This window comes from Thiolapillus sp. (genome assembly GCF_048562965.1).
Lineage (GTDB): Bacteria > Pseudomonadota > Gammaproteobacteria > Chromatiales > Chromatiaceae > Thiolapillus > Thiolapillus brandeum_A.
In genome coordinates, this window is sequence record NZ_JBHNMF010000714.1 from 1 (window position 1) to 1,530 (window position 1,530).

At 52.9% G+C, this 1,530-nt stretch carries 4 protein-coding genes; 3 read left to right on the plus strand and 1 reads right to left on the minus strand.

The features are described 5' to 3' along the window. A partial coding sequence (locus ACOCD2_RS19460; protein ID WP_293653474.1) for an OmpA family protein occupies window positions 1-348 on the plus strand: 348 nt, incomplete at its 5' end. Continuing rightward, complete coding sequence (traL, locus tag ACOCD2_RS19465; protein WP_293648895.1) at window positions 345-623, plus strand: type IV conjugative transfer system protein TraL; 279 nt, start codon at window positions 345-347, stop codon at window positions 621-623. The genes ACOCD2_RS19460 and traL, both read left to right, overlap by 4 nt. Window positions 624-838: 215 nt before the next feature. On the opposite strand, the gene tnpA is transcribed toward traL, so the two are convergent. Further along, entirely contained in the window at window positions 839-1,261 is a 423-nt protein-coding gene (gene tnpA / locus ACOCD2_RS19470; RefSeq protein WP_308334003.1) for an IS200/IS605 family transposase, read from the minus strand. A gap of 80 nt (window positions 1,262-1,341) precedes the next feature. Here tnpA and ACOCD2_RS19475 point away from each other — a divergent pair. Beyond that, on the plus strand, window positions 1,342-1,530 hold a 189-nt coding region (locus ACOCD2_RS19475), incomplete at its 3' end, for a TraE/TraK family type IV conjugative transfer system protein (protein ID WP_295513385.1).

Genomic DNA, 1,530 nt, shown 5'->3' on the forward strand with positions numbered 1-1,530 from the left:
CATGCCACCTTTCATTTTGATTTAGGCAGCGCTTCACTGACTCAAGACACCTTGCGGGAGATGCGGGAAACCATTGACGCAATCAAGATCAAACCGCACCGCATTCTTGTGGAGGGGCATACGGATAGCATTGGGTCGGATGCCTACAACAAGCACCTGTCGGAACAACGGGCCATGGCTGTACGTCAGAAGCTGGTGGAATATGGGGCAGCACCCGATTCCATCGTGATGAGAGCCTATGGAGAAAACAAGCCTGTTGCTTCAAATGACACTGAAGAAGGGCGAGCCAAGAATCGTCGTGTTGAGGTTCACTGGCTGGCCAAACAACCTGTGGACAAAAACAAATGAACGAAATACCTATTCCTCGTTATGTTGACGCTCAACACCAGTTCTTTTTCTGGGAAATCGATGAAGTTGTCATCATCACCTCTATCCTGGGACTCGGTATCGCCCTTGATTTTTTCTTCTATTCCTTGGTTCCCGCTATTGTTCTGGGAATGGTTTTTTCCCGGTATAAGAACGGAAATCTCGATGGTGTGCTGCAACATATGGCTTACTGGGCAGGATTTGTTGCTCTCAACAAGATTTTCACAAACGGTCAGGTAAGGCAGTACATCCCGTAAACAACCCCGACTAAAGTCAGAGGCTTTTTATCATGGTCAACCTAAGCTGCCACATCAGGACGGTTTACAACGCCCCTGGAAGCGACGGTGGTCGCTCCCAACCGGGCAAGATTCGATGCCGCGTTGCAGCCGGTGGCGAACTCGGCGGCGAGGGCCGAGAGCGTGGCGTCATGCGCTGGAGTGGTTCTGAGCTTGATGGAAACGGTGCGCCGCATCTACCGGCGCCCCTTGATGTGTTCCGTACGCTCGATGTAGCGCTGGATGGTTTCGGCACTGACATTCCCGGCGGTGCCCACATAGTAAGACGGGGACCAAAGGCTGCCTCCCCTAAACTGCTTGCGCAACGCGGGAAAACGGGCGAACAACTTGCGCGCCTTCGTGCCCTTGATAATCTTCACCGCATCCGCCACCGCGATGGCCGGCGGAATACCGAGAAACAAGTGGATGTGGTCTGGTTGAATCTCCTTGGAGATCACCGGCCACCCCCGTTCCTGGCAGATCACATCCAGCAGGCCATCCAGCGTCTTTGCCACTTGTCCTGTCAACAGGGCTTTACGATACTTCGGGCACCATACCAGATGGTATGCCGTTTGATAGACGCTGTTCCTGTTGTGAACTACCTGCACCATGTTCCACATGGCAGCAAAACCGGCCTGCTTGGTAAATCGTGCGCAATTCCTCTCCCGACTGAAGTCGGAAGTTTCCTTGCGGAGGCGCTATGAAGGAAAGACGGTTTAAAAAAAATTGGGACGCGTCCCAGAAAATGATATCCATGCTGCTGGTGTCTACACTGGTTCTTGCGGCAACATTGGTCATTTTAGCATCCAAGGTAGCCACACAGCATGAACGGGTTGTCTTGGTTCCTCCCCATCTTGACGAGCGAATGAACGTCGGCTGGGAGCAGGCG